At 60.4% G+C, this 20768-nt stretch carries 19 protein-coding genes; 13 read left to right on the top strand and 6 right to left on the bottom strand.

The genetic code is table 11. The features are described from left to right. Positions 1-39 precede the first annotated feature (39 nt). Positions 40-777, top strand: a complete 738-nt coding sequence (locus H7698_RS15665; RefSeq protein WP_194692007.1) for a TorF family putative porin — start codon at positions 40-42, stop codon at positions 775-777. Between the two features lie 467 nt (positions 778-1244). Here H7698_RS15665 and H7698_RS15660 read toward each other — a convergent pair whose 3' ends face one another. Next, positions 1245-2213 (bottom strand): Gfo/Idh/MocA family protein, encoded by a 969-nt coding sequence (locus H7698_RS15660; protein ID WP_194692006.1) that lies wholly within the window; start codon positions 2211-2213, stop codon positions 1245-1247. 14 nt (positions 2214-2227) lie between these two features. Further along, positions 2228-3115: a Dyp-type peroxidase gene (locus tag H7698_RS15655; RefSeq protein ID WP_162440920.1), complete on the bottom strand. Its 888-nt coding sequence runs from the start codon at positions 3113-3115 to the stop codon at positions 2228-2230. A 406-nt stretch (positions 3116-3521) separates the two neighbouring features. Between H7698_RS15655 and H7698_RS15650 the strand changes: the two genes are divergently transcribed. From H7698_RS15650 to H7698_RS15620, 7 genes are all read left to right on the top strand, one after another. Further along, complete coding sequence (locus H7698_RS15650; RefSeq protein ID WP_194692005.1) at positions 3522-4652, top strand: PAS domain-containing protein; 1131 nt, start codon at positions 3522-3524, stop codon at positions 4650-4652. Continuing rightward, entirely contained in the window at positions 4649-6088 is a 1440-nt protein-coding gene (locus H7698_RS15645; RefSeq protein WP_194692004.1) for a sigma-54 interaction domain-containing protein, read from the top strand. Before H7698_RS15650 ends, H7698_RS15645 begins: the two co-directional genes overlap by 4 nt. A 280-nt stretch (positions 6089-6368) precedes the next feature. Further along, a complete protein-coding gene (locus H7698_RS15640; RefSeq protein ID WP_162440917.1) occupies positions 6369-6971 on the top strand; it encodes a dimethylamine monooxygenase subunit DmmA family protein in 603 nt (200 codons plus the stop codon). Beyond that, complete coding sequence (locus tag H7698_RS15635; protein WP_194692003.1) at positions 6968-7936, top strand: PDR/VanB family oxidoreductase; 969 nt, start codon at positions 6968-6970, stop codon at positions 7934-7936. Before H7698_RS15640 ends, H7698_RS15635 begins: the two co-directional genes overlap by 4 nt. Positions 7937-7954: 18 nt before the next feature. After that, positions 7955-8995, top strand: coding sequence for a heme-dependent oxidative N-demethylase family protein (locus H7698_RS15630; RefSeq protein ID WP_162440915.1), 1041 nt, complete (start codon positions 7955-7957; stop codon positions 8993-8995). A gap of 255 nt (positions 8996-9250) precedes the next feature. After that, positions 9251-10789, top strand: coding sequence for an APC family permease (locus H7698_RS15625; RefSeq protein WP_194692002.1), 1539 nt, complete (start codon positions 9251-9253; stop codon positions 10787-10789). Between the two features lie 172 nt (positions 10790-10961). Continuing rightward, complete coding sequence (locus H7698_RS15620; protein ID WP_194692001.1) at positions 10962-12386, top strand: gamma-aminobutyraldehyde dehydrogenase; 1425 nt, start codon at positions 10962-10964, stop codon at positions 12384-12386. 106 nt (positions 12387-12492) lie between these two features. On the opposite strand, the gene H7698_RS15615 is transcribed toward H7698_RS15620, so the two are convergent. Further along, positions 12493-12729, bottom strand: coding sequence for a hypothetical protein (locus tag H7698_RS15615; RefSeq protein ID WP_162439222.1), 237 nt, complete (start codon positions 12727-12729; stop codon positions 12493-12495). 193 nt (positions 12730-12922) lie between these two features. On the opposite strand from H7698_RS15615, the gene H7698_RS15610 reads away from it, so the two are divergent. From H7698_RS15610 to H7698_RS15590, 5 genes are all read left to right on the top strand, one after another. Continuing rightward, positions 12923-14686 (top strand): L-lactate permease, encoded by a 1764-nt coding sequence (locus H7698_RS15610; RefSeq protein WP_194692000.1) that lies wholly within the window; start codon positions 12923-12925, stop codon positions 14684-14686. A gap of 76 nt (positions 14687-14762) precedes the next feature. Beyond that, a complete protein-coding gene (gene yghX, locus H7698_RS15605; protein WP_194691999.1) occupies positions 14763-15650 on the top strand; it encodes a YghX family hydrolase in 888 nt (295 codons plus the stop codon). A 94-nt stretch (positions 15651-15744) separates the two neighbouring features. Continuing rightward, positions 15745-17925 carry a TonB-dependent siderophore receptor gene (locus H7698_RS15600; RefSeq protein WP_194691998.1) on the top strand — a complete coding sequence of 727 codons (2181 nt, stop codon included), beginning with the start codon at positions 15745-15747 and terminating at the stop codon, positions 17923-17925. Positions 17926-18141: 216 nt separating this feature from the next. Beyond that, positions 18142-18822, top strand: coding sequence for an SOS response-associated peptidase family protein (locus H7698_RS15595; RefSeq protein ID WP_194691997.1), 681 nt, complete (start codon positions 18142-18144; stop codon positions 18820-18822). A 264-nt stretch (positions 18823-19086) separates the two neighbouring features. After that, on the top strand, positions 19087-19359 hold the full coding sequence (locus H7698_RS15590) for a hypothetical protein (RefSeq protein ID WP_194692227.1): 273 nt from the start codon (positions 19087-19089) through the stop codon (positions 19357-19359). A 143-nt stretch (positions 19360-19502) separates the two neighbouring features. On the opposite strand, the gene H7698_RS15585 is transcribed toward H7698_RS15590, so the two are convergent. From H7698_RS15585 to H7698_RS15575, 3 genes are all read right to left on the bottom strand, one after another. After that, a complete protein-coding gene (locus H7698_RS15585) occupies positions 19503-19673 on the bottom strand; it encodes a hypothetical protein (protein WP_178114319.1) in 171 nt (56 codons plus the stop codon). A gap of 66 nt (positions 19674-19739) precedes the next feature. After that, complete coding sequence (locus H7698_RS15580; protein WP_194692226.1) at positions 19740-20051, bottom strand: AzlD domain-containing protein; 312 nt, start codon at positions 20049-20051, stop codon at positions 19740-19742. Next, positions 20051-20752: an AzlC family ABC transporter permease gene (locus H7698_RS15575; protein ID WP_194691996.1), complete on the bottom strand. Its 702-nt coding sequence runs from the start codon at positions 20750-20752 to the stop codon at positions 20051-20053. Before H7698_RS15575 ends, H7698_RS15580 begins: the two co-directional genes overlap by 1 nt. Between the last annotated feature and the right edge of the window lie 16 nt (positions 20753-20768).

Raw genomic sequence — 20768 nt, 5'->3', positions numbered from 1 at the left:
CATCTGCCCAAAACAATCACAATAGCGGAACGTGCCCCCATGAAAGCTTTCACCTTGTTCGCCCTAGGTTCCTTGACTCTGCTGCCCTTGAGCAGCCAGGCCATCCAATTGAACGATGACTTCGCCGTGGTGCTGGACGTGACCCTGGCCAGCGACTACCGCACCCGTGGCATCTCGCAGACCCAGAACGATCCGGCCCTGCAGGCGGCTGCCACCCTGAACCACAGCAGCGGCCTGTACGTGGGGGCTTGGAGCTCCAACGTCGACTTCGGCGGCGGCCTGAAAACCCGGCAGGAAGTCGATTACTACGGCGGTTGGTTCTGGGAGGCCACCGAGGACGTCAACCTAGACCTCGGTTACCTGAAATATACCTACCCGAAAGAAAGCCAGTTCAACCAGAGCGAGGTCTACGGCATTCTCAGCGTGTATGGGGTGAAGCTAGGCGCCTATTATTCCGACGATGCGCCTGGGATCGACAGCAAGCAGAACTCGCTCTACAGCTATGTCGGTTACGAGACCGAACTGCCCTATGGCGTGGGGCTGAAGCTGCGCTACGGCGACATGGATTTCAAGGACCCGCATTTGTACTCAAGCTCGGGCGAAGCCGAGGACTCGTACCGCGAATGGGAGGTCAAACTGACCCACGAACTGGCCGGGGCGATGCTGGGGCTGAGCTACATCGATACCGACCTGTCGAAGAGCCAGTGCACCAGCAACTGGGGCTTCGACGATGTGTGCGGCGCGACGGTGGTGGCGAGTGTCAGCAAATCCTTTTGATCCCATTGATCCCCTGTAGGAGTGAGCCTGCTCGCGAAGCGGTGGATCAGCCGACATTGATGTTGAATACCAGTGCGCTATCGCGAGCAGGCTCACTCCTACAGGGAAATGCGCAGGCCTGAAGCGTCAGGTCGGCTCGAAGGCCGCCTCGTTGTTGCTGTTGCTGTTGATCTTGATCTTCTTGCCCCTTGGGAAGGCCGAGCCCAGGCGAGGCACCGCACGAAAGGGGCAAGAGCGGTTGGTTACTTGGCGCTTTTCCAAGTGACTCGCCGTAAGGGCGAAACCAATAGCGGCCATGACCGCAGAAACGGATATGTACACCAGCAACAATCTCACCGCCAATCAGACCGCAATCGCCGGCAAGCCAGCTCCCACAGTTTGATCCGGGGATATCTGGAAGAAACCTGTCGGCTTTCAGTCCGCCATCGCGAGCAAGCCTTGCTCCCATACGAGATAGGGCCGAAGGTTCAGATTCTGCCGAGAATACGGTCCATCACCCAGTCGGTTTTCAATGCCTCCTCGGCCACCGCAGGGTGCTGCGACTCACCCCGGATATGAGCATTCATGCCCAGTACGTGATGCCACTGGATGTGCGGGTGGTTGTCGATGTGCATACTCAGGTGTTCTTCGGCCTCCAGCTGCACCGGGTGTTCGTCGAACACCGAAAAACTGATTCGGCCGCGGCTGCCGATCAGCTCTACCCGGTCTTCGCGACGGTCGGCGACGAAGTTCCAGCAACCCATGCCCGTCGCGCCGCTGGCAAACTGCCAACAGGCGCTGACGGCATCTTCGGCGGCATACAAACCGGCTTGCCGAGCGGTGAACCCGGCAACGTCGACGATATCGCCGAGCAGGTACTGGAACAGGTCCAGACCATGGCTGGCGAGGTCAGCGAAGTAGCCACCACCGGCAACTGCCGGATCGGTGCGCCAGTTGGCAGCGCCTTCGCTGTCCGTTGCGGACGGGGCTTTGGTCAGTGTCCAGGTGAGGTGCCGAACCTCACCGATCCGCCCCTCTTCCAGCCATTGGCGCACTTGCAGAAAACGCGGCAGGGAACGCCGATAGTAGGACACGAACAGGTGCAGTCCGGCATCAGCGAAGACCTGGTGCATCTGCTGGCTTTGCCCGGCACTCAGCGACATGGGTTTCTCGACGCAGCAATGCTTGCCGGCGGCGGCCACCTTCAGGGCGTAAGCCTGATGACTGTCGGGTGGCGTGGCGATGTACACCGCGTCGACTTCAGGGTCGTTGATCAACGCGTCGGCGTCGGTGTAAACCCGTGCGATGCCATGGCGCGCGGCGTAATCGCTCACCGCGTCCAGGCGCCGCCCCATCACTGCCACCAACGCCGAGCCAGGTGCCTTGTAAAAGGCCGGCCCGCTCTTGCGTTCAGTAACGTCGCCACAACCGATCATGCCCCAGCGCACCACGTTCATTGTCACTCCTGATATCAGCCGATGCGCAATGCGCGCAGGTCCAGATGTCCATCCTTGAGCGGCGGGCACCAGTAGTAACCCCCCGTGATCGGACGACTGATGCGATACAAGCCGTCGGTGATCCCGTCTTCCAGACCGCTCATGCGGCGCAGCTGGGCTTCGAAGGCGTCGAGGGAAAAGCCGAACGCCAGGAACATCAACCCGGCGCGGTCACCCTCGATCCACGGCATCGAACGACGGACCACGAACGCTTCCGGGGCGAAGCTTTCCTGCGCCGTGCGTTTGACGTGGGCCGAAATCGGCGCATCGTCGAGCTCTTCGTTGTCGCTCAGGCGACGGCCCATGATGTTGTCGGTTTCATGGGACGGCAACGCACGAAAGCCCTTCAGGTCGTGCTGCCACTGCTGGATCGCAGCAAAACTGCCACCCACCAGGCCTTCGGCACCTTCACCCAGCAATGCAGCCGCCACGGCGGCTTCATCGTGAGGGTTTTCCGTCCCGTCCTCGTAACCGGTGAGGTCGTGGCCGGTGAGGTGGCGGAAGGTTTCGTTCATCTGCACCAGGCGAAACGCCGGCGCCAGCGCCGTTTCGATGGCCTGACTGCGATTGAGCAATTCGCCCCGGTCGATACCGTGCAGCCAGCACCACAGTGCGTGCTGAGTCGACGGGTTGTCGACGCCGACGCCGGTCATTGCCGGAAACGGGCGCAAACCATCAATCTGACAGTGCAGCGCTTTCACCAGCGACTCACCAAAACCGACCACGGCCGACTTGCCGTCCACCAGTTGCATGAGCTTGTCGAGCGCTGCCGGCAGTGCGTCAACGGATTCCAGCGCGAAGAACATATGACGGGCTTGAAGTGGAACGGGGGTGGCAAGAATGCCCGGCTGGTAGTAACTCATATGAACTCCTTGAAAAGAGGCGCAGTTTACCCGCCGCGAAGAGGATGGTCATTGATCGGATAGATTCGTTGCCCTCTGAAAACGCATTAAGCTCGATGCGAGCGCTGCAAAAATGCACATCACCTGCAAAATCACAGCATTCAAACCCTTCGGCATCCCTGTAGCAGCCGTCGAGGCACGAGGCTGTTGTGGCGAGGGGATTCATCCCCGTTCGGCTGAGCAGCAGTCGCAAAGGTTTTGGGGCCGCTGCGCGACCCAACGGGGATGAATCCCCTCGCCACAAATTCGCAAGCGGTCACAGGGATGTGGTGTGCAATGTGCGGCGCATGGCATGGGATGTGCCCTGTATTGATCACCTGAGCATTCACAGTCAGGTCCCCCCGAGCCAACCAGAGCCGATTGACCGATGGATACTCTTGATTTCCTGGCCCAGAAGGCCCCGCCGCTTACCAGCACCCTGAGTGCCGACGGGTTACTCGTCAGCCTGTCCGAGAGCTTGAGCGATCAATTGGGCTATGCGCCTGAAGAATCATTGAGCCAGCCGATCGAACGCTTCTACAGCGTCGAGTCTGTGCGTGCCTTGCGCCTGCTGTTTGCCAATCCACCCGCCGACGAACAGGTCCACAGCCTGGAACTGACCCTCATTCGCCACAACGGCGGGTTGCTGCACGTGATCGCCAGCGGCCTGCTGGAATGGCGTTCGGTTCAAACGGCGCGCCTGCATTTGCTGAACATTGCCCTCGGTGCGCTGGGCCATCGCGTGCGGGAAATGCACAACGCCAACGAAGTGATGAGCCAGATGCTGCAAAGCGCCAAAGTCGCTTACTGGTGCATCGAGTTTGCCGAGGCGGTGGACATCAACAACTCGCCGGATGAAATCGTTCGCCAGGTCTTCGAAAACGACTCGCACTGGCGTCTGTGCAACCGGGCGATGGCCGATGTCTACGAGATGCCGTCCGATGTTGATTTCAACCAGCAACCGGTTCGCCTTTACTGGCCACGCAGCCCGGCCAACGAAGAGTTCGTGCGACGCCTGATCGAAGCCGGTTTCAGCGTCGACTGCGCGCTGTCCGTGGACCGTCGCCACGATGGTTCACCCGCCTATGTCGAGAACGATGTTCGGGCCACCATCGTCAACGGGCACCTGTTACGCATGTGGGGCAGCATCCGCGACGTCAGTCAGGAACTGCGCATGCAACACGACGCCGAGCAGCGTATCGACGCCTTGCGAAGGGTCTTCGACGCTGTACCGGACGCCGTGCTGGTGATCGATGAGCACCTGCAACCGCAATGGCGCAACGCAGCGTTTGAAGAGACCTTCGGCATTACCAATGGCGCCGGCATCGCTCGCCTCCTGCTGGACAATGCCCTGCCCGAGCGCACCTGGCACCGCTTGCCGCTGCCCGACCTGAGTGGCCGCGAGCCGGACTTCGACGTGCATTGTTCGCGCATTCAGATTCGTGAAGGCGTGGCCTGGCGCGTCGCGGTGTTTCGTGAACGACAAGGTGTGCTGCACGCCCAAGAGTTGCACCCATGAAAGACTCCAACCTGCCGCCTACCTTGCAGATGGGCATGCGCTCTTCAGTCAACGTCAGCAGTGAAGTGCTCGCGGCGCTGCTGGAAACCCCGGCGCTGCATGCCCTGCTCGACAGCTTCAGCGAAGCGCTGATCGTGACGGATGGCGAGGGTCGTGTGCGTTTTCTCAACCTGGCCGCCGAGCGGGTCAACCGCCTCTCGAAGCAGCAGGCCATCGGGCTGTCCGAAAGTGAATTCTTCCAGCGTTCGGCGTTGAACTACGACGACTTGCAGGCCGCGCTGAATCGCGGCGGCAACAATGCCTTGACCCGCTCCCGGGAAGGCCGGGTGATGCTCAGCAGCACCCACGCCATACCCACCGGGGCGTATGAAAAACCGTTCAGGATGCTGACCCAGAAAGACTTCGACGGCAGCCAACCGCAACGTCGCGCATCGCTGGGTGCCCGCCCCGTGGAACCCCAGGGCCTGCGTGATCCACAGGACAACGCGCTGCATCTTTCACCGCAGTTATCGAGCATTGCCGATACGGGCGTGCGGGCCTTTCGGCGTCGCGCACGGTTGCTGTTGCTCGGTGAGCCGGGTGTCGGCAAAACCGCCATCGCGCGGCATATCCACCGCGCGGCCGGCTGGGGTGATCGGCCGTTCATCCACGTCAATTGCGGGAGCATCCCGGAAAGCCTGTTCGAGTCGGAGATGTTCGGCTATGAACGCGGCGCCTTCACTGGCGCACTGGCGGGCGGCAAGCAAGGCTACATCGAGGCCGCTGCGGGCGGGACGTTGTTCCTCGACGAGATCGGTGAAATTCCGCTGCATGTCCAGGCCAAGCTGTTGAAGTTTCTTGAAGACAGCACCATTCAGTCAGTCGGCTCGCCCCTGAGCAAAACCGTTCAGGTACAGGTGATAGCGGCCACTAACAAGGACCTGCGTCATCTTGTGAGCGTCGGCGAATTTCGCGCCGATCTCTACTATCGCCTGGCCGTCCTGCCGGTAGAAATCCCGCCACTGCGCCAGCACCGGGACGACCTGCCCTTTCTCATCGACATCTTGCTCAGCCGCATCAATGGCGATCGCGAGCCGTCGTTGAGTCTGTCTGCCGGCTGCCGCAAGCGGCTGATGAGCTATGACTACCCCGGCAATATCCGTGAACTGGTAAACATTTTCGAACGCCTGGCGGTCCTCGCCGACGATGAAGCGCAAGAGCATCACCTGCCTGCCGAATTGCTGGAAACGGGAACTGTGCAGGAGCCATTGAAAACGCGGGTCACGGACGATATTTCGCAGGATGACCCGGAGCAGAATCTGAAGCTTCAGGTGCAGCAATTTGAACGGCAGATCATTCTCAAAGCGGTGCATTTGTGTGGCAGCAAGCGCAAAGCTGCGCAGCACCTGGGGATCGACATCGGCACGTTGATCCGCAAGCTCCAGCGCGACGAGTAACGCCCTCCCTGTAGAAGCTATGTAGCAGCTGTGTAGGAGGCGCTCCACAGCGATCCCACCCAAGGGTCTGTGTGTTGCCATTCTACCGCTGCAAAAACGCATACATATCTAGTTACTTTTGCCTGTCCGTTTCTGCCACAAGAACGAAAACACCTTTATTTACAACAACTTAGTCAATTGGCACGACCTGTGCTCCTGCTATCTGCAACCCACCATCGCTGGGCATTGCATCAGGGCCGGCTTCCTAAAGCCGAGCCGGTAGCCAGGAGGAATAATAAAAATGTTGATTACCGGGATCAAAAGCCGACCCGTCTATGACCGGTTGCAACCGCTGCCAGGAGGTATCCGGCACATCATTGCCGGGCAAGGCAGCGGCGGTCGCGCCATGTTGCGCCTGTTAGCTGACATGAACGGGCAGAACAGCCCCATCACCTTGCTGTACTCCCAGGAGTCTTTTTCCGGCCAGGATTTCCTCGCCCAATTGCAGCAGCACCCACAACACCCCCTTCACCTGCACGCGACCAATCAGGCGCTGATCGACGAGCTCAAAAGTTTGCTCGGCGATGCGCGCATGGGTACTCGTCTGTACCTCGCTGGCTCGGAAAGTTTCCTGGGCAGCGCCATGCAAGTGGCCACGCATTTCGACCTCAACCGCGACGAAGTCTTGCGCGAGCACTCCGGGACACTGGTGCGCCGGGTCTGGTGCGTGCACTGCGACACCTACACCGAAAACGTCACCCAACGCGTTTACGACTGCCCCGGTTGCGGCGTCACGCTGGTGGTGCGCGATCACTATTCCCGGCGTCTGGCGGCCTTTCAGGCGGTCAAGGCCGATGCCGAAGTCCCGGGTGAATTGCCCGAAGCCGAGGAGCTCGATACATGAGCCAGAACAATGGGACGTTGAACCTGCGGGTTGCCCGCATCGAAGCGGTGACGCCGGAAATCAAACGCTTCACCCTGGTATCGCCAACCGGTGCGCACTTGCCGGCCTTCTCCGGCGGCAGCCACGTGGTGGTGCTGATTTCCAACCCGCACAACACACTGCGCAATCCTTACTCGCTGCTGAGTTCACCCTACGACACCAGCAGTTATCAGATCGCCGTGCGCCGGGTGGACAGCGGCCGTGGCGGGTCGGTATCGATGCACGACGATGTCAGTGAAGGGGACCTGATCGAGGTCACGCCACCGGTCAACCTGTTCCCGCTGATCAAGCAGGCGCGGCTGCACATTTTCATTGCCGGCGGCGTCGGTATCACGCCGGTGATTTCCCAGCTCGAAGAGTTACGCCTGAGCAAGGTGCCTTTCGAGCTGCATTACGCCGTGCGCGGTGAAGAACATGCGCAACTCGGCAAGGAGTTGCAGGCCACTTATGGCGCCCAGGTTCATCTGTACCGCAAGGGTGTCGATGCGCGCATGGAGATCGGCCGGGTCCTGGCGGACCGCCCGCTGGGCAGCCACGTGTACGTGTGCGGTCCGGACAGCATGATCGACGCCACGCTGGTGTGCGCCAGGGATCTGGGCTGGACCGACAGCCATGTGCACTTCGAGCGCTTCCTCGAACAAAGCAGCGGCGGTGAAGCCTTCAGTTTCACCCTGGGCCGCAGCGGCGCAACCATCGAAGTCTCGCCCGACCAGACCATGCTCGAAGCGGTGGAAGCTGCCGGCTACACCATGCCCTACCTGTGTCGCGGCGGCGCCTGTGGTCATTGCGAAACCGAGGTACTCGAGCTCGATGGAGAGCTGCTGCACAGCGATGACTGGCTGTCCGATGAAGACAAAACCAGCCGCAAGAAAATCATGCCCTGCGTATCCCGCGCCAAGTGCAATCGCCTGGTCATCGACCTCTGATCGACGGAGAAAAAAACAATGAACATAAAATTCAATCCCGACGAAACCTACCGCGACGACTACACCTTCGCCAACAGCCCGGAGACCATCGCCCGCGCACCCTTCCCGTTCCCCGATGACGACTACATGTACTCGATGAACCTGGAGCCGCATGTCCCGGTAGGTGACGGTGCGTTCAGGGCCGCATTCGATATCGACGAGCATTACATCAGCGAGTGCAAGGACCGCGCGATCACCCTGGAAAAAGACCCGGGCATGCATTACGTCTCGGCGCCCCACATGATGGAGGCGCAATGGGACTTGCTCGAATTGATCATGGAGTCCTACGCCCGCGACTATCCGCAGTACTTCAGCCTGGCGCGCGAAGGTCGTCAGTGGCACTGGATCAACCGCCTGCTGGACATCGACGATCGTTTCACCTTTGGCGATCCGGCCACCCTGCCCTATGAGCCGATGGAATACGTAACGCGCCAGGCTCAGGGGGATTGGGTGCTGCAGGAAGAACGCGACGGCACGCTCTATTGGGGCGCCGGAATCGCCACCCAACGCGCCGATTACTCCCTGCGTTTCAACCTGGGCATGAGTTGGGAAGAGTTCCACGGACCGGTGCCGCTGGTGAAGGAAATCGGCATGCTCGATCGCGCGCTCAAATTTCTGCTGCGCTTGCGTACCGGGCACCCGGTGCGTCGCCTGAACTGGTCGCTGACGGTCAATCCGCGCCTTGAAGTCTCGGCCGAAAGCCTGCCGGAGTGGGCACCGGACCGCACCATCGTGACCGCTGAAAACGCCGGCAAGCTGGTTTACCTGCGCATCGAGTTGCAGCCGCTGCATCGATTGCCGCGCAGCAACGCCATCGTGTTCCCGATTCGTACCTATCTGCTGAGCCTGGAAGACATCGCCACCAACCCGGCGTGGGCGCGGCGCATGCATCGGGTCCTGCGGGACCTGAACCAGCAGCTGGTCGATTACAAGGGCTTCAGCCGCTACCGCGATGCGGCTGTTGAATGGCTGTCGCAGTACGACGACGGGCGTGACAGCGAAATCAAAAAGCAGGCGTAAATCAATAAACCTGTAGCAGCTGGCGAAGCCTGCGTCGTGGCGAGGGGATTTAGCGAACGTCGCACCGCCCCGTTGGGTCGCGCAGCGGTCCCAGATCTTTACGACTGCTGCGCAGCCGAACGGGGATGAATCCCCTCGCCACAGGTTTCGCCAGCGAACGGGTCCGTGTGTGCATGACAACAACAACAACAACAACAACAAGCTCGGGATCACCCGCCAGCACTAATCCACTGCCATTGATAATGAGGAAATAACATGAGTGGCTCATCCAACACGCGTGCAAGCGTCAGTGCCGATCAGGATGCGGAACAGCTCCGCGCCCTCGGCTACAGTTCGGATTTCAATCGAAGCATGAGCCTGTGGGAGAACTTTTCCCTGGGCTTTACCTATTTGTCGCCGGTCGTCGGCGTGTACACGTTGTTCGGGTTGTGCCTGGCCGCTGGCGGTCCACCGATGTTCTGGTCCTACCTGCTGATCGGCGCCGGCCAGCTGCTGGTGTGCGTGATCTTTGGTGAAATCGTCTCGCAGTTTCCGATTTCCGGCGGTGTCTATCCGTGGGCGCGTCGGCTGGTCGGCAAGCGCTGGGCGTGGATGGTCGGCTGGGTGTATGCCTGGGCCTTGTGCGCAACCATCGCCGGGGTTGCCATGGGCGCCGGACCGTATCTGGCCATTATGCTCGGCTTCAACCCTGGCCCCGAAGCCAACATCTACATCGCCTTGAGCATCATCCTGCTGTCGACCGCGCTGAACCTGGTTGGCACCAAACTGCTGGCGCGGGTGGCGATGTTCGGTTTTCTCTGTGAGCTGGTCGGGGCGATTCTCGTCGGTGGCTACCTGCTGATCTTCGAGCGTCATCAACCCTTCAGCGTGCTGTTCGACACCTTCAACCTGCAGGTCAACGGCTCGTATTTGCCGGCCTTCCTCGCGGCGTCCCTGGCCGGCCTGTTCCAGTACTACGGGTTCGAGGCCTGCGGCGATGTCGCCGAAGAAACCCCGAACCCCGGCAAGCGCATTCCCAAAGCCATGCGCATGACCATCTACATTGGTGGTGCGGCAGCGATGTTCGCGTGCCTGGCGCTGATCCTGTCAGTGCCGGACATGGCCAAGGTGCTCGCTGGCGAAGACACCGATCCGGTCGCCACCATCCTGGCCAATGCCTTCGGCCCGGTCGGATCGCGCCTGGTGATGGCGGTGGTCATGGTGTCGTTCATCTCCTGTGTGTTGAGCTTGCAAGCGGCGGCCAGCCGTCTGTTGTTCGCCTACGCCCGCGACGAAATGATCATTGGCAGTTCGCTGCTCAAACGCCTGTCGGGCAACCACGTGCCATCGTTCGCCTTGATCATCAGCGGCCTGGTGCCTGCGGCCATTGTTTGCCTGGGAATATTCATGGCCGATGCCGTGGCGACCATCGTCGGCTTCGCGGCCATCGGCATCTACGTCGCCTTCCAGTTGATCGTCATCGCTGCCCTGATCGCCCGCGCCAAGGGCTGGCGCCCGAACGGTCAATTTACCCTCGGGGCGTGGGGCCTGTGGGTGAACCTGGCCGCGCTGGTGTATGGCCTGTGCGCAATCGTCAATATGGTCTGGCCCCGCTCGCCGGATGCCCCTTGGTACATCAACTACGCAATGATCCTGACCACGCTGGTGGTGATGGGCGCGGGTCTTGTCTACATGCTGCTGGGCAAGCCCTACGACAAGGGCACGGCACCGGCTGGTGATGCGTGGAAGTTTTCGAAACCGCAGGTCAAGGCAGCTGATGTGTCCGGTGCGGCGGTCAATAGACCGACGATTTGAAGACACATAAATCCCTGTAGAAACCGAATCTCTGTAGGAGTGAGCCTGCTCGCGATGGCGGACTGTCATTCAACAGTGAAGTCGACTGTCCGGCCGCTATCGCGAGCAGGCTCACTCCTACATTTAGATCTCGTTCAGGCAGAAGAATAAAATTGTTAGTGAGGACAATCCCATGCAAACCAAACTCCTGATCAACGGCCAGCTGATCGATGGCGAAGGCCCCGCCCAAGCCGTGTTCAACCCGGCGCTCGGCCGCGTTCTGGTGGAGATCAACGAAGCCAGCGAAGCCCAGGTCGACGCCGCCGTGCGCGCCGCCGATGCCGCGTTCGACAGCTGGTCGCAAACGCCGCCGAAAGACCGCTCGTTGCTGCTGCTCAAACTCGCCGACGCCATCGAAGCCCACGGCGAAGAACTGGCCAGGCTGGAATCGGACAACTGCGGCAAGCCCTACAGCGCGGCGCTGAACGACGAGATCCCGGCGATTGCCGACGTGTTCCGCTTCTTCGCCGGCGCCAGCCGCTGCATGAGCGGTTCGGCGGGTGGCGAATACCTGCCCGGCCACACCTCGATGATCCGCCGCGATCCGGTGGGTGTGATCGCCTCCATCGCGCCGTGGAACTACCCGCTGATGATGGTTGCCTGGAAAATCGCCCCGGCCCTCGCAGCGGGTAATACCGTGGTGCTCAAGCCGTCGGAACAAACCCCGTTGACAGCATTACGCCTGGCCGAACTGGCGTCGGACATTTTCCCGGCCGGCGTACTCAATCTGGTGTTTGGCCGGGGTCCTACCGTGGGCAGCCCGCTGGTTACCCACCCGAAAGTGCGCATGGTGTCGCTGACCGGTTCGATCGCCACCGGTTCGAACATCATTTCCAGCACCGCCGACAGCGTCAAACGCATGCACATGGAACTGGGTGGCAAAGCCCCGGTGATCATCTTCGACGACGCCGACATCGACGCCGCCGTGGAAGGCATTCGTACTTTCGGTTTCTACAACGCCGGCCAGGATTGCACCGCCGCGTGCCGCATCTACGCCCAGGCCGGCATCTACGAGAAATTCGTCGAGAAGCTCGGTGAGGCCGTGAGCAGCATCAAGTACGGCTTGCAGGACGATCCGTCAACCGAGCTGGGGCCGCTGATCACCGCGCAACACCGCGACCGCGTGGCCGGGTTCGTCGAGCGCGCCGTGGCGCAGTCGCACATCCGTTTGATCACCGGCGGCAAGGCTGTAGAAGGCAACGGGTTCTTCTTTGAACCGACGGTGCTGGCGGATGCGCAGCAGGATGACGAGATCGTCCGCCGCGAAGTGTTCGGACCGGTGGTGTCGGTGACGAAGTTCACCGACGAAGCGCAGGTGCTGGGCTGGGCCAATGATTCGGACTACGGCCTGGCGTCGTCGGTCTGGACCTCGGACGTCGGCCGCGCGCATCGCCTGTCAGCGCGCCTGCAGTACGGCTGCACCTGGGTGAACACGCACTTCATGCTCGTCAGCGAAATGCCCCATGGCGGTCAGAAATTGTCCGGTTACGGGAAGGACATGTCGATGTATGGGCTGGAGGATTACACGGTGGTTCGGCATGTGATGTTCAAGCACTAACAGCATCGCTGGCAAGCCAGCTCCCACAGGGTTGCGGTGTACTCCGGTCCTGTGGGCAACCACAAAACGTGTGGGAGCTGGCTTGCCAGCGATGGCGTTCGTCCGGTCACAACGTCCGCTGCCCGTTCCCGATCCCCTTGGCAATATCCACCCCCCAATCCAGCGCCGCTTCCATATCAAGCAGGTGCGGCTTCGGATCGGGGTCTTCAAAGATGACCGAACCGTCCGGCCGGTAAACACCGATCAACATCTTCAACGAGCCGTCCCGCAATATTTCCGCTTTTACCTCGATGGTGCATCCGTTCGACAACGTCTCCTTATGGTCCAAATGGCGTTCAGTCATTGCGGCAATCCTCCGGTCGTTGAAGTCCGAGTCAGGTGTTCCCCTGCACTCATGTTAGCTCACCATTTCGCACCAAAATGGCTCACTGAATCGCCTGCAAGCAGCGCCCTGACAGCGGCGCAATGCCACCTATACTCATAGCCACCGCCCCCTCGGGGTCTGCACGTCCAACAATAAAAAGCAGAGGTGGAACATGGTTTGGCAGCAAATCTACGATCCGTTCAACAACCCGGTCATATCCACGATCATGGCCGCCGTGCCGGTCGTGGTGATGCTGGCGTCCCTGGCTTTCTTTCACATCAAGGCGCATCTCGCTGCACTGCTTGCCTTGGCATCGGCCTTGCTGATCGCCATTTTTGCCTTCGGCATGCCTGCGAACATGGCAGGCTCCGCAGCGCTGTTCGGTGCCGCCAATGGCTTGCTGCCGATTGGCTGGATCGTGCTCAACATTATTTTCCTGCACCGGCTGACCACCGAGAACGGTTCGTTCAAGGTGCTGCAAGACTCGCTGGCGCGGATTACCGATGATCGACGGCTGCAACTGCTGTTGATCGCGTTTTGCTTCGGCGCGTTCTTCGAAGGGGCTGCCGGGTTCGGTACCCCGGTGGCGGTCACCGGTGCCATTCTGATCGGCCTGGGCTTTTCGCCCCTCGCCGCTTCCGGCCTGGCGTTGATCGCCAACACCGCGCCGGTCGCCTTCGGGGCGCTCGGCACGCCGATCATTACCCTGGCCAAAGTCACCGGGCTGGATGAAATGGAACTGTCGATGATGGTTGGCCGGCAGCTACCGTTTTTCTCGGTGCTCGTGCCGTTCTGGTTGATCTGGGCGTTCGCGGGCTGGCGCAAAATGCTCGAAGTCTGGCCGGCGATCCTGGTGGCCGGGGTCAGTTTTGCGGTACCGCAGTTCCTCGTGTCCAACTACCACGGGCCGATGCTGGTGGATGTGATAGCGGCGCTGATCTCCATGGCCTGCCTGGCCGGGTTCCTCAAGGTGTGGAAACCCGCCACGGTGCACACCTCCGCAGCCCTGTCCGGACGTGTCGACAACTCAAAAATCGACGCCGAGCATGACAAGAAGCCCGAACCCACCGCAGCCTTTGCCACCGACGCCAAGCCCGCCGTGATGCGCGCGTGGATGCCGTGGATCATCCTGACCGTCTTCGTGTTTGCCTGGGGCACCCAGGGCTTCAAAAACATGTTCGACACCCGTCCCGCCATCGACCCGGTCACCCAATCGGCCAAGCTTGATCCTCAGGGCAAGCCGATGCGCGAAGCGAACCCGATCTTCTCGCCGGCCCTGACATTCACCACCTTGCACCAGCAAGTCGAGAAGGTGCCGCCTGTGGTGCCTGCACCAAAAACCGAGGAGGCGATCTACAAGTTCAACTGGTTCACGGCGACCGGGAGCGGGATCCTGTTTTCAGCGATCCTCGGCGGGCTGCTGATGGGCTATTCCATCCCGCAGCTGATCAGCCAGTACGTGCGAACGTTGTGGGTGGTGCGCTATTCGCTGATCACCATCGCGGCGATGCTTGCGCTGGGCTACCTCACCCGCTATTCCGGTCTGGACGCAACCATGGGCCTGGCCTTCGCGGCGACGGGCATTTTCTACCCGATGTTCGGCACCCTCCTCGGCTGGCTCGGCGTGGCGCTGACGGGCTCGGACACGGCGTCCAACGTGCTCTTTGGTGGCTTGCAGCGCGTCACCGCCGAACAACTGGGGATCAGTCCGGTGTTGATGGCCGCAGCCAACAGTTCCGGTGGGGTCATGGGCAAGATGGTCGATGCCCAGTCGATCGTCGTGGCGTCCACGGCAACGCGCTGGTATGGGCATGAAGGGGAAATTCTGCGCTACGTGTTTTTCCACTCGATCGTTCTGGCGATTCTGGTCGGCGGGTTGGTAACCTTGCAGGCGTACGTCGCGCCATTCAGCCATATGGTCGTCGGAGGACACTGACAATCGATGAAGGCCTGTGGCGAGGGTGCTTGCTCCCTCGCCACAGGTACAGTGTCGCTATTAGAGAGGTAGACCGATGACGCGTCTCACTGCGAAAGACTTTTCCCCGCAATTGCTCGAACTCTATGACTACTACGCTCACGGCAAGATCAATCGGCGCGAATTTCTGGACCGTGCGGCGCTGTTTACCCTCGGTGGGTTGACCGCCAGCGCCCTGCTGACTGCCCTGAGCCCGAACTACGCCCTCGCCGAGCAAGTGGAATTCACCGACCCGGACATCCTCGCCGAGTACATCACCTACCCTTCGCCCAAGGGTAACGGCCAGGTTCGTGCCTATCAGGTCAGACCGGCGAAGGTCACCGGCAAGGTGCCGGCGGTGGTGGTCGTGCATGAAAATCGCGGGCTCAACCCTTACATCGAAGACGTCGCCCGGCGTGTGGCCAAGGTCGGTTTCATCGCCCTCGCCCCCGATGGACTGACATCCGTGGGTGGCTATCCAGGCAACGATGACAAGGGGCGCGAGCTGCAAGCCACGGTCGATCCGGAAAAGCTCATGAATGATTTTTTCGCGGCCATCGAGTGGCTGATGAAGCACGACATGGGCACCGGGAAAGTCGGTATCACCGGTTTCTGCTACGGCGGCGGGGTCGCCAATGCGGCCGCCGTGGCCTATCCGGAACTGGGCGCCGCGGTGTCTTTCTACGGTCGCCAGCCTGAGGCAAAGGACGTGCCCCGGATCAAGGCCCCGGTGATGCTTCACTATGGCGAACTGGACACGCGCATCAATGAGGGCTGGCCCGCGTATGAGCAGGCGCTGAAAGCCGGGGGCAAGACGTACGAGGCGTACATCTACCCCGGCGCCAACCACGGCTTTCATAACGACTCGACACCCCGCTACGACGAGGCGGCGGCGAAGCTGGCGTGGGACCGCACACTGGCGTGGTTTCGGCGTTATCTGGTTTAAAAGCAATGCGACGACGCACTAACACATCCCGATCCCGATACGTCCTCTGTATGATGGCGCGCTTTTAGCGCGGGTCATTCATCGAGGAGTTTTCATGGGCAGGCATTACCGGACACGTCACAAGGGAATGTCCGCTCCGCGGTTCGCGCTCAACTGCTTCACTCTGGGCCTGCTCTCGGCCAACACCGCCCTGGCGGCCGAAACCGAGCTGCCGGCGCTGACCGTCACCGGCGAAGACACCTCCGGCTATCAAGCCGACAGCGCATCGGTCAGTGGTTTCGATGCCGCCCCCTTGCTTGACACGCCGGCGTCGATTTCGGTTTTCAACGACGCCCTGATCAAGGATCAACAGGCCCGCCTGCTCAGCGAAGTGCTGCGCAACGATGCATCGGTCGGCCAGAGCTACGCGCCGGTCGGCTACTACGAAAACTTCGTGGTGCGCGGCTTCTCGTTGAATTCCGCCAGTAGCTACAAGATCAACGGGCGCACCATCACTGGCGAACAGAACGTCGGGCTGGAAAACAAACAACAGGTGGAGTTGCTCAAAGGGCTTTCCGGCCTGGAAAGTGGCGTCTCCGAACCGGGCGGACTGGTCAACTACGTGACCAAACGGCCCACCGATGTGCAGTCGGTAACCGTGTCGACAGACGATCGGGGTAGCGGCTACCTGGCCACCGATGTCGGCGGTTTCTTCGGCAGCGAGCAGCAGTTCGGACTGCGCGCCAACCTCGCCCATGAAGACATTCATTCGTATGTCGAACACACCAACGGCCAGCGGGATTTCGCCTCCCTGGCGTTTGACTGGAACATCAGCCCTGACGCGCTCCTGCAACTGGACGCGGAATACCAGACCAAGGAACAGCGCTCGGCACCGGGCTACCAGCTACTCGGCGGCACGACGCTGCCGCACCACGCCTCACCGAAAAAACTGCTGGCTCACCAGAGCGGTTCCAGGCCGGTCACCACCGATGCGCTGAACCTCAACGGCAACTTCGAATACCGTTTCAGCGACGACTGGAAAGGCAACCTCAGCGCGTCGCGCAGCCGAGTGGTGATCGACGATTACAGTTCTTTCGCCTGGGGCTGCTACGGCGCCGCCAGTTGCGCCGACGCCGCGGTGCCGAACTACTTCAGCCCCGAAGGCGACTACGACATCTATGATTTCCGCAGCCCCGACGACACCCGCCGCAATGACGAGGTCCAGGCGACACTCAGCGGGCGTTTCGACACGGCCGGCCTCGGGCACGAACTGACTGTTGGTACCAGTGCATTTCGCCGGGTGGTGGATAAACGCGACCCGATCAACGTGATGATCGGCAGCGGCAACATCGACCGCGAACCGGAAGACTTCGCCCGCTACGACGGACCACTCAACGATTCCTTCCGCCGTCTGGACAGTCGCCAGTACGGAGTGTTTTTCAATGACCGGATCAGTTTCAACGAACGCTGGCAAACCGTGCTGGGCGGACGCGAAGTGCGACTGGATGAAGAAACCTTCGACAGCCAGGGCGACACCACGCGCCATACCCAGCGGTATGAATTCCTGCCCCAGGCCGCGCTGATCTACAAGCCGGTGCACAACCTGTCGTTGTATACCCGTTACAGCAAAGGGCTGTCCCTGGGCGGCGAAGCGGCCTGGTTCACTACCAACGCGTTCGAGATCCTGGCGCCAACGGTTTCCCGGCAGATCGAGGCAGGGATCAAGTACGACTGGCAGCGCATGACCCTGGGCGCGGCGCTGTTCCAGATTCGTCAGGACTACCAATACGCCCGGCCGAATGACGACGGCACCTTTACCTTTGCCCAACAGGGCGAACAGAAAAACACCGGGCTGGAACTCTCGGCCAACGGTTGGGCTACGCAGCGGCTGCAGATCAGCGCCAGCGTTGCGGCGATTCGATCGCGGGTGACCGGTACCGGTACGCCCGCTTATGAAGGCCACCAGACGATCAATGTGCCGACGATGCGTGCCAGCCTTTATGGGGATTATGCGCTGCCGTGGGTCGAGGGTCTGGCAGTGCTGGGCGGCGTGCAGTACAGCGCCAGCAAGTACGCCAGTCAGGTGGGTGAAGTGGAGACGGGGGCGTATGCGATCTTCAACGTGGGGAGTCGCTTCAGTACGCGCATCGACGGCTATGAGACGGTGTTCCGGCTGAGCGTGGACAACCTGTTTGATAAGCGCTATTGGCGCGATGCAGGTGAATACATGGGGGATGACTATGTGTTCCAGGGCGCACCGCTGACCGCACGGTTGAGTGCTTCGATCAACTTCTGAGTGTTGCCTGACAAGGCGCCATCGCGAGCAGGCTCACTCCTACATTTTGATCGGCGCTGGACACTGGATCTGCGCTCAACACGAATACCCTGTAGGAGTGAGCCTGCTCGCGATAGCGGTGGGACATTCAGCATCGAGGTCGCCTGACACGACCTGCTCCGGCGGCATTGCGACAAACTGCACCTATGCTGAAACTATCCACCCGAGGATCGGCCTATGTGCGGACGTTTGTCGCAGTACCGGGGTATTCACGATTTCGTCGCCGCGCTGAGCATTCCAGACGCGATGATCAATCACGTCGGTGATGAGCCGCTGGCCCGCTACAACGCCGCGCCTACCACCCAACTCGCCCTGCTGCATCTGGAAGACGACGGTCTGCACGCCGACACGGTTCGTTGGGGATGGCGCCCGCACTGGGCCAAGGATCGCCCGCCGCCGATCAATGCGCGTGTTGAAAAAGTCGCCCATGGACCTTTCTTTCGGGCGATCTGGCCGCACCGGGCAATTGTGCCGATCGACAACTGGTTCGAATGGGTGGAGGCCACGGACAAGACGAAGCAGCCCTGGCTCATCCGCCGCAAAGACCGCGAACCGGTTTTCTGCGCCGCCATCGGCCAGTTCCCCAGCCGAGGCACCGAGCCGCGGGCGGATGACGGATTCGTTATTGTCACGGCGGACAGCGCTGGCGGCATGCTCGACATCCATGACCGACGCCCGATCGTATTGTCACCCGAACTTGCGCGGGAGTGGCTTGATCCTGCGACCCCGAGGGAACGCGCAGAACAGATAGCGCTGATGCAAGGTGAAAGCAGTGACGTTTTCGAGTGGTACAAGGTGGACAAAGCCGTCGGCAATTCAAGAAACCAGGGGCCGGCGTTAATTGAGAAAGTTGCTTGAACACTTCAACGAATCAGTCTTAGTTGTATAGACAGGCCCATAAGTTAAATCGTTACACTCACTGTTTCATCCAGGAAACACTGCCTTGCAAAAGTGGCAGTTTGCCGCCTCCACCGCCTGTCTGACATTTCGATTGTCATACATACATTTGAGACGACTGCCGCTAGCATGCGCGCCGCCATTCCCATGGCCTCAGCTTGATTGACCGAAGAGTCAACAAGCGAAAAAGGAGCCCCTGAAACTCAAGCCTTGCAGAGAATTAAGTTGCGCGACGATTTATCTACCAATGTACCTGGTGGTCTGGAGTGTGTTTTTCTTTCGACCACTGAACGCTATGCACTCGATTGTTTTATCGGGCAATACATCAACACCCGAAACCTGCAATCAATACCCGCCATTGAAGCGGTCCTGCGCGCCGCCTTGCGCAACTATCCGGGTAAACATCCGGTGATGGTCAATGAACTGAATGCCTGGATCGACAAGACGTTGGGTTATCGAGCGGCTCACCCTGACGAGCTGCTTGTGGAAGATGTTTGAGGCGACTCGACAGGGTTTGCTTATTCGTTGTGACCGCAAAAAATCAGCAGATCAAGATCAAAAGATCGCAGCCTCCGGCGGCTCACATGGATCGTGAGAGATGCCGAAGGCTCGGGCCGCGTGCGGACGATCTTTTGATCTGATCAAGGTTTTAGAGGGAACTCTCTGTCGCGGTCCGACAATTCTTTACCATCGTCGGGATGCTTCCAGTCCGGCGAAGAACGTCGCTGCCGCTGAATCTCTTCTTCCGTTGGTTCATCCGTGTCTTCATTCACGCCATTATCCGAGCCTGGATGCTTGGGATCATTTGCCATGTTCACCTCTCTTCCTGAAGGGATCAGTCATCAGGTTTCAGCGTAGAACACATTCCGGCATCTGGCTCACAGCCACCAACGCAGCAAGAAGAAAAACGCCATGCTCAACAACATGCTCAGCAGCGTGTTGCGGGTGTAAATCACCAGCACAACGGCCACCAACGAGCTGATCAGGTACGGATTGTCCCACTGCAGGTTCAGTTGCCTGTCGGGCATGAATACGATCGGCCCGCAGATCGCCGTCAACATGCCGGGCACAGCGAACCCCAGGAATTGCCGGACATTACTGCTCAGGCGCACCGGCAGCCGTGGCTCGAGAAACACGTAGCGGTTGAGAAACACCAACGCGCCCATCCCGAAAATCACCGCCCAGACCATCATGCTGCTTGCCTCACATAGAATTTGTTGCAGAGAAACCCTGTGGTCATCCCCGCCAGTCCCGCCAGGACCAGCGCCGAGCCCAATTGCCAGTAGCTGAACAGCACCGAGCAGAACAACGAGACCGCCACGCAGGCCACCGTCGGCACGTTGCGCACCACGGGTGTGATCAATGCGATGAAGGTCGCCGCGATGGAGAAATCCAGGCCCATATGCTCAAGCCCCGGAATGCTGCTGCCGAGCACGATGCCGGCCAGCGTGAAGAGGTTCCAGGCGATGTAGAACGTCAGCCCGACACCCAGCGCGTACCAGCGGTTGAATTGCTGCTTGTCATACTGGCTGGTCAGGGCGAACAGCTCATCGGTAAGCAAAAAACCCAACCCCACCCGCCAGCGACCCGGCAGGGGCGAAATCACCGAGCGCAGGCTCATGCCGTAGAGCAAATGTTGCGACGTCAGCAACAACGTGGTCAGCAGAATCGAAAAGATCCCGGCACCGCCCTTGAGCATGCCAATGGCAACCAATTGCGCGGCGCCGGCAAACACAATGCCGGACAGCGCCTGGCCTTGCAGAGGAGTGAGATTCGCTTCAATCGCCATGGAGCCGGCCAGCAGCCCCCAAGGCGCGGTCGCCAGGGATAATGGCAGGATCGCCACAGCGCCGCGCCAAAATGCGCTGCGGGGCAGGTGTGAGTTGGACATAACGCTCTTGACCGAA

Source organism: Pseudomonas sp. p50(2008) (genome assembly GCF_015351605.1).
GTDB lineage: Bacteria > Pseudomonadota > Gammaproteobacteria > Pseudomonadales > Pseudomonadaceae > Aquipseudomonas.
The sequence above is the reverse complement of the archived record's forward strand: the minus strand, read 5'-3'. Positions and strand labels throughout refer to the sequence as shown.

What these genes read in the sequence shown, in the direction of transcription:
- H7698_RS15600 (WP_194691998.1), top strand. Translation starts at nt 15,745, where the DNA reads ATGGGCAGGCATTACCGGACACGTCACAAGGGAATGTCCGCTCCGCGG.
- H7698_RS15620 (WP_194692001.1), top strand. Translation starts at nt 10,962, where the DNA reads ATGCAAACCAAACTCCTGATCAACGGCCAGCTGATCGATGGCGAAGGC.
- H7698_RS15585 (WP_178114319.1), bottom strand. Translation starts at nt 19,673, where the DNA reads ATGGCAAATGATCCCAAGCATCCAGGCTCGGATAATGGCGTGAATGAA.
- H7698_RS15595 (WP_194691997.1), top strand. Translation starts at nt 18,142, where the DNA reads ATGTGCGGACGTTTGTCGCAGTACCGGGGTATTCACGATTTCGTCGCC.
- H7698_RS15575 (WP_194691996.1), bottom strand. Translation starts at nt 20,752, where the DNA reads ATGTCCAACTCACACCTGCCCCGCAGCGCATTTTGGCGCGGCGCTGTG.
- H7698_RS15625 (WP_194692002.1), top strand. Translation starts at nt 9,251, where the DNA reads ATGAGTGGCTCATCCAACACGCGTGCAAGCGTCAGTGCCGATCAGGAT.
- H7698_RS15610 (WP_194692000.1), top strand. Translation starts at nt 12,923, where the DNA reads ATGGTTTGGCAGCAAATCTACGATCCGTTCAACAACCCGGTCATATCC.
- H7698_RS15650 (WP_194692005.1), top strand. Translation starts at nt 3,522, where the DNA reads ATGGATACTCTTGATTTCCTGGCCCAGAAGGCCCCGCCGCTTACCAGC.
- H7698_RS15665 (WP_194692007.1), top strand. Translation starts at nt 40, where the DNA reads ATGAAAGCTTTCACCTTGTTCGCCCTAGGTTCCTTGACTCTGCTGCCC.
- H7698_RS15655 (WP_162440920.1), bottom strand. Translation starts at nt 3,115, where the DNA reads ATGAGTTACTACCAGCCGGGCATTCTTGCCACCCCCGTTCCACTTCAA.
- yghX (WP_194691999.1), top strand. Translation starts at nt 14,763, where the DNA reads ATGACGCGTCTCACTGCGAAAGACTTTTCCCCGCAATTGCTCGAACTC.
- H7698_RS15630 (WP_162440915.1), top strand. Translation starts at nt 7,955, where the DNA reads ATGAACATAAAATTCAATCCCGACGAAACCTACCGCGACGACTACACC.
- H7698_RS15640 (WP_162440917.1), top strand. Translation starts at nt 6,369, where the DNA reads ATGTTGATTACCGGGATCAAAAGCCGACCCGTCTATGACCGGTTGCAA.
- H7698_RS15580 (WP_194692226.1), bottom strand. Translation starts at nt 20,051, where the DNA reads ATGGTCTGGGCGGTGATTTTCGGGATGGGCGCGTTGGTGTTTCTCAAC.
- H7698_RS15635 (WP_194692003.1), top strand. Translation starts at nt 6,968, where the DNA reads ATGAGCCAGAACAATGGGACGTTGAACCTGCGGGTTGCCCGCATCGAA.
- H7698_RS15645 (WP_194692004.1), top strand. Translation starts at nt 4,649, where the DNA reads ATGAAAGACTCCAACCTGCCGCCTACCTTGCAGATGGGCATGCGCTCT.
- H7698_RS15615 (WP_162439222.1), bottom strand. Translation starts at nt 12,729, where the DNA reads ATGACTGAACGCCATTTGGACCATAAGGAGACGTTGTCGAACGGATGC.
- H7698_RS15660 (WP_194692006.1), bottom strand. Translation starts at nt 2,213, where the DNA reads ATGAACGTGGTGCGCTGGGGCATGATCGGTTGTGGCGACGTTACTGAA.